This window comes from Ruminococcus sp. (assembly GCF_019417665.1).
Classification (GTDB): Bacteria; Bacillota; Clostridia; order Oscillospirales; family Ruminococcaceae; genus Ruminococcus_C.
In genome coordinates, this window is sequence record NZ_DXUU01000094.1 from 1 (window position 1) to 5577 (window position 5577).

General features: G+C 46.2%; 7 protein-coding genes. 5 read left to right on the forward strand and 2 right to left on the reverse strand.

The genetic code is table 11. The features are described from left to right. Positions 1–565: 565 nt before the first annotated feature. Both QZ375_RS13520 and QZ375_RS13525 read right to left on the reverse strand, forming a co-directional pair. A complete protein-coding gene (locus QZ375_RS13520) occupies positions 566–766 on the reverse strand; it encodes a helix-turn-helix transcriptional regulator (RefSeq protein ID WP_295219784.1) in 201 nt (66 codons plus the stop codon). 16 nt (positions 767–782) lie between these two features. Then, a complete protein-coding gene (locus tag QZ375_RS13525; RefSeq protein WP_295219785.1) occupies positions 783–1085 on the reverse strand; it encodes a helix-turn-helix transcriptional regulator in 303 nt (100 codons plus the stop codon). Between the two features lie 105 nt (positions 1086–1190). Between QZ375_RS13525 and QZ375_RS13530 the strand changes: the two genes are divergently transcribed. From QZ375_RS13530 to QZ375_RS13550, 5 genes are all read left to right on the forward strand, one after another. Beyond that, entirely contained in the window at positions 1191–1685 is a 495-nt protein-coding gene (locus QZ375_RS13530) for an SLOG family protein (protein ID WP_295219786.1), read from the forward strand. Positions 1686–1769: 84 nt separating this feature from the next. Beyond that, positions 1770–2534, forward strand: a complete 765-nt coding sequence (locus QZ375_RS13535) for a TIGR00282 family metallophosphoesterase (RefSeq protein ID WP_295219788.1) — start codon at positions 1770–1772, stop codon at positions 2532–2534. A 151-nt stretch (positions 2535–2685) separates the two neighbouring features. Next, a complete protein-coding gene (locus QZ375_RS13540) occupies positions 2686–2946 on the forward strand; it encodes a stage V sporulation protein S (RefSeq protein WP_022410602.1) in 261 nt (86 codons plus the stop codon). Between the two features lie 84 nt (positions 2947–3030). Next, positions 3031–4389 (forward strand): hemolysin family protein, encoded by a 1359-nt coding sequence (locus QZ375_RS13545; protein WP_295219792.1) that lies wholly within the window; start codon positions 3031–3033, stop codon positions 4387–4389. Then, positions 4382–5437: a hypothetical protein gene (locus QZ375_RS13550; RefSeq protein ID WP_295219793.1), complete on the forward strand. Its 1056-nt coding sequence runs from the start codon at positions 4382–4384 to the stop codon at positions 5435–5437. The genes QZ375_RS13545 and QZ375_RS13550 overlap by 8 nt, the downstream gene beginning before the upstream one ends. The last annotated feature ends 140 nt before the right edge of the window (positions 5438–5577 follow it).

Here is a 5577-nt window from a genome sequence, read left to right on the forward strand (position 1 = left end):
GAGCGCCACCTTGCCAAGGTGGAGGTAGCGAGTTCGAGCCTCGTAATCCGCTCCATTGCATTGTATTATCTCTTCCATTGTAAAGCGTACAAGGTTCGTGCTTGTACGCTTTATTTTTTTTGAGAACCAGAAGCGTAGGGTGGGAGCTTGCTCCCGTCGTTCCCAAAGAACCTAAGGGAAGTCCATTGTAGGGGCGGATATTATCCGCCCGCCGTATTCCCGATAATGATACAAATTCGGTGCAGATGTAGGGGCGAACTGTGTTCGCCCGCACTTCCACTTTCTGAAATGGTTTAAGCTACAGGTGGGGAGCAAAGGGACAACCTAAGGGGAGCGGGGGCAAAAGAAAACCGTGGCAAAAGTGCGGATTTCCCCCGCTCCCCTCACGGTTTTCCCTCTGCACTCTCTTTCCCTTCACCCCTCACCCCCTTTCCGCACTTTTGTTGCAAAGGGCTAGGTTATATTTCTTTGTTTTTGTATAAAAAACCGTAAGTCATGTAGGGGCGAACATTGTTGTCCTTACAAAAACCCCGTCAACTACGCCATTTTGGGTAATTGATGGGGTTTATTTATCATCTGTTCTACCCAACAGGTAATCTACAGAAACATGATGAAAATCTGCCAGACGAATCAGAATATCTGTTGGAATATCAATGTCACCACGTTCATAGTTGCTGTAAACACGCTGACTGCAATTCAGTATTTTTGCCATTTGAACTTGCGTCATGTCTTTATCTTCTCTTAAATTGCGGATTCTGGGGTACATAAAACCACACTTATTTCTACATATTCTGCAACAGTTCTAGAATAATTTCACGTTGCTTTTCATTTAAACGATTCCAATGATCCAGAAGCTGTTTTTGCTCATCTGTCAAAGTGACAGATTCATTATCAAAGGCAAAAAATTGAGAAAGAGGCATATGAAATGCTTCGCAAATCCGTTCTAAGGATGTAATGGAAGGATTGATATTTTTTCGAAACCATGAGGAAATGGTTGTTTGAGCAATGCCGGATTCCACAGATAAGCGGTATTCCGTCCAGCCACGTTCATTTCTTAATTGAAGTATTCTTTCAAGTACTGTCATGTCATCCTCCACCTTTTCGTATATTATATACGAAAATAACTTGAAATATAATATTTTTTGTAGTATAATAAATACGATAAAAAATACTAGATAGGAATGATATACATGTATCCGAACAAAACCATTCCCACCTGCACTATTCTCGGCAAATCCATTGTCCAGCTGCCGGACGGCACAGACGAGAACCATCCGGTATATGAGCAGCTGAAACAGTCCCTAGCCGAGAAAATCCGCAGCATTTACGACAGCGGTGTGCACGATTTCCTCTGCAACTGCGAATATGGCGTACCTATGTGGGCAGCGGAAATTGTACTTGCACTGCGGACAGAATGCCCGGACATCCGGCTTCATGTGGCTGTACCCTACGAGGATCAGGCGGCTCTCTGGAACGAGACTGCCAGAGAGCGGTATTATGCCATCCATGAAGCGGCAAATACAGTGGAGATCTTGATGGGCTCTTTGCAAACGGATGTCGAAACGGCATATCGTCTTGCGGAACAGGAAATGCTCTGCCGGAGCACCGTTGTTCTAGCAGTCAGAGAGCCGCAGGGAACGGCGGAAAATATGGGCATGACGGTTTTGTCTCTGGAAAAAATATAATCCGCAGGATCTGACAGGAAACGCTTGACACACCTTGCTCCTCCATGGTATAATCAGGACAATGAAATAGAGAGAGGTTTGTCCATGAAATTATTACACATCGGAGATGTGGTGGGAGCGGCTGGCTGCCAGTTCTTACAGGAACGTCTCCCGTCCATCAAACGAACGCATCAGATTGACATGACCGTAGTCAACGGAGAGAATTCTGCCCAGGGGAATGGCATCACCAAACATTCTATGGAGCAGATTTTTTTCGCCGGTGCAGATGTCATTACCACCGGCAATCACTGTTTTAAACGCCGGGAAGCCCTGTCTATCTATGAAAATCCCGTGGTGCTCCGTCCGGCGAATTATCCCGAGGGCTGCGTAGGACACGGCGTCTGCACTATTGACTTCGGTCCGTGCCAGGTGGCAGTGCTGAATCTTTCCGGTACGGCTTATCTTGATCCTTTAGACAATCCCTTCACCATGGTGGAGCAGCTCCTGGAGGAGATCGAGACCCCGAATATTCTGGTGGATTTTCATGCCGAGGCTACGGCAGAGAAAAAAGCCATGGGATTTTTCCTTGCCGGGAGAGTTACCGCAGTGGTGGGAACCCATACGCACGTACAGACCGCAGACGAGACCATTCTGGAGGGACATACAGGCTATCTGACCGATGTGGGCATGACCGGACCGGAAAAATCTATCCTGGGCGTGGCGGTTCAGCCGGCGTTGGATCGGTTTCGGTTTCACTTTCCCACACGCTTCACCGAGTCCGAAGAACCGTGTTTTATCAATGGTGTTGTCATTACCTTTGATGAAAAGTGTGGTAAATGTACGAAAATTGAGCGTTTGATTGTTCGATAATGCACAAACTTTGCGCATAGGGCTTGCATTTTTACATGCTTTATTGTATAATGATGGTGTAAAAATCTCGAACAGGCAGGCTGCTGCCGAAATTGTATAACAGTACGAAACAGCATTTGACAAGGAATCGTACTAAGGGAGGCATTTTATCATGGAAGTTTTGAAAGTATCATCGCATTCTTCCCCGAACTCAGTTGCCGGTGCTATTGCCGGTGTCATCCGTGAAAAAAAGATGGTTGAGGTGCAGGCTGTTGGTGCCGGCGCTGCAAACCAGGCAGTGAAAGCCATTGCTATTGCACGTGGTTATCTGGCGCCCATCGGCGTGGATCTGATCTGCATTCCGGCGTTTGCGAATATTCAGATCGACGGTGAGGAACGCACGGCAATCAAATTGATTTGTGAAGAACGATAAACTCGTATACAAAGAAGAACGCTGCCAGTGTCAGATTGGCAGCGTTTTTTCAGATTCTGTGAAATTCAGGTGAAGGAGAACGATATGGATTCCTGTGATACGTTACTGGTATCTTTGGTTTTGATTTTCTGCCTGCTGCATGGTTGGTTTGCGGCGGCAATGGCAGCGGTTCGGACGCTGGGCGGTCGTCTGAAAAGTATGATGGAAAAAGAAAAAAGGTTGTCTTATTATTGGGAAAAGAAAGCGGTACTGCTGAATGCGGAGACAGTAGAATTTGCAGTTTTTTGTATTTCCTTGGAAATTTTGACGTATTTTTACGCAAGTGTGAAAGGATTTCTGCCATCTCTTCGTGAAGCTTTGATGTTTCGATATACCAATGTTGCATTTGACGATATGCTGTATGGAGGGATGTCCCATCCCTTTGCTCAGATTGTTATTATCATTGTGCTGTTGGGGTTGGCGGCATTGGTGCTGGCTTTGCTGACGGACGGCATGGCAAAAGGTCTGGGACGAAAAAATCCGCAGAAAATTACAATAAAATCAGTAGGGTATGTGCATCTGATCATGACACTGCTTCTGCCGTTTCGTGCGTTACATACTGGGATGAACCAGCTTTTTGGCGGTAAACAGGTGTCAAAGGAAATGATAACGGAAGAACAGATTCTGCAAATGGTAGATGCTGTGAATGCTACAGGTGCAATCGAAGAACAGCAGCGTGAAATGATCAATAATATTTTTGAATTTGACGACATTACCATCTCTGAAGTCATGACCCACCGCAAGGAACTGGTGGCGGTGGATGTGGAAATGGAGATCCAGGAGGTAGTGGATCTTGCCAGAAACGAAAATTATTCCCGTATGCCTGTATACCAGGACAGCGTGGACAATATCATCGGCATTCTGAACACGAAGGACTTACTGGGACTCATCGGGTGCAAGAATATTTCCGGTTTTTCTGTGCGTTATTTTATGCGTGAGGCGTTGTTTGTGCCGGAGACGGCAAAGTGTGACGATGTGCTTTCGGATATGTCCCGGAAGAAAATGCAGATGGCAATTGTTGTGGACGAATACGGCGGTACAGCCGGTGTGGTCTGTATGGAGGATATTCTGGAGGAGATCGTGGGTAATATCCAGGATGAATATGACGAGGAAGAAGCGGCAGTGCACCGGATCACGGATTCGCTGTATACCATTGACGGACATGCTGACCCGGAGGATGCGTTCCTTCTGTTGGGCCTGGAACTGCCGGAGGAAATGCCTTTTGATACGGTCAGCGGCTTTGTGGTGGACTTGCTGGGGCGTATCCCAGAAGCCCATGAAAATCCTTCCGTGGAGTGGCAGCATGTGCGGTTTACGGTGCTGGCAATGGAGGATAACTGGATCTCGAAGATCAAGGCGGAGATCCTGCCGGTGGAAAAAGGAGAGGATAAGAAAAATGGGTGAGACGCATCAGGAAAAAGGAAATACATTCTTTGAGAACATAACCGTACATACGCCGGAATATCTGACAGAGTTCCAGATGAAACAGGCACGCCCGATTTTTATCTGTATGCTGTTTCCGATACTGTTTGGGCTGTTGACCTCGTGGAAATTTTTCCTGCTGATTTTTGCGTTCTGCATGATCGGCTATGGCGTGAGCAGAGTGGTTGCAAAGCGGCAGGCAGTGGAACACTTTTCCCAGCATGGAAAATATAAGCGAGTCCGTACTTGTTTTTTCGAAGATAGTCTTTATGCATTGGATGAAACGGACGGTTCTCAGCTTAGAGCAACATATAATCAGATTGGACGAATCGTAGTAACAAAACGGCTGTATGGTCTGTCGGTGTCTACGGGAGCGTTTTTACTCATTGACCGAAGTGGATTTACGCTGGGTGAGGATGCCCGGTTTCTGACATTCCTACAGGAACGAATTCAAACAGCGAAGCTTTATCCGCCGCAGAAAATGCCTGTGCAACCTGTTCAGCCGCCGCAGCTTCCGGATGGAGACGTGCATTTTCAGAATCATTGTGAATATACCACGGGAAAATTGCTCGGTTACATGCACTGTTCCAACCTTAAATGGATTCTGACAGCCGCATTGGTGGTTCTGCTGTTTAGTTTTGGCATTGCGTGGGTAGGTGAGGTCTTTACAAAAGGCAATGTGCCGCTATTTTTTCTGCAAATTGCAGGTCTGCTTGTCTTTTTGTATATTTTTTGGATAGCGATATATCTGCGCAGTTCCGGGCGCATGTGGAAGAGACTGTACGGCGGTCCGAAACAGACAGAACTATATTTTCTGGAGCAGGAGATTAGCGTATTTGAACCGCAGACCGGAGCTTGTCAGCATATTCCATATCACAAAGTGACGAAAAAAGTGCGGATTGGCAACGGTATTTATTTTCGATATGGTGCAAATCAGTGGTTTATTGTAGAACGGACAGGGTTTCGCCAAGCTGGAGAATCAGCGCAATTTATGACGTTCATGCAGGACAAATGTAAAAATATACGATAAGGCAGAAGCGGTGCAGATGTGTCGCTTTTTTTGATGTCTGTGCATAATTCACAAATGTTAACACAAAATATTGGCGCAGAATTTGCTTGACAATTGTGAAGAGGTGTGATATAATAATAAAGCTGTCGCACGAGAGCGAA

Coding starts and splice junctions, on each gene's coding strand:
- QZ375_RS13540 (WP_022410602.1), top strand. CDS start 2,686: ATGGAAGTTTTGAAAGTATCATCGCATTCTTCCCCGAACTCAGTTGCC.
- QZ375_RS13545 (WP_295219792.1), top strand. CDS start 3,031: ATGGATTCCTGTGATACGTTACTGGTATCTTTGGTTTTGATTTTCTGC.
- QZ375_RS13535 (WP_295219788.1), top strand. CDS start 1,770: ATGAAATTATTACACATCGGAGATGTGGTGGGAGCGGCTGGCTGCCAG.
- QZ375_RS13525 (WP_295219785.1), bottom strand. CDS start 1,085: ATGACAGTACTTGAAAGAATACTTCAATTAAGAAATGAACGTGGCTGG.
- QZ375_RS13550 (WP_295219793.1), top strand. CDS start 4,382: ATGGGTGAGACGCATCAGGAAAAAGGAAATACATTCTTTGAGAACATA.
- QZ375_RS13530 (WP_295219786.1), top strand. CDS start 1,191: ATGTATCCGAACAAAACCATTCCCACCTGCACTATTCTCGGCAAATCC.
- QZ375_RS13520 (WP_295219784.1), bottom strand. CDS start 766: ATGTACCCCAGAATCCGCAATTTAAGAGAAGATAAAGACATGACGCAA.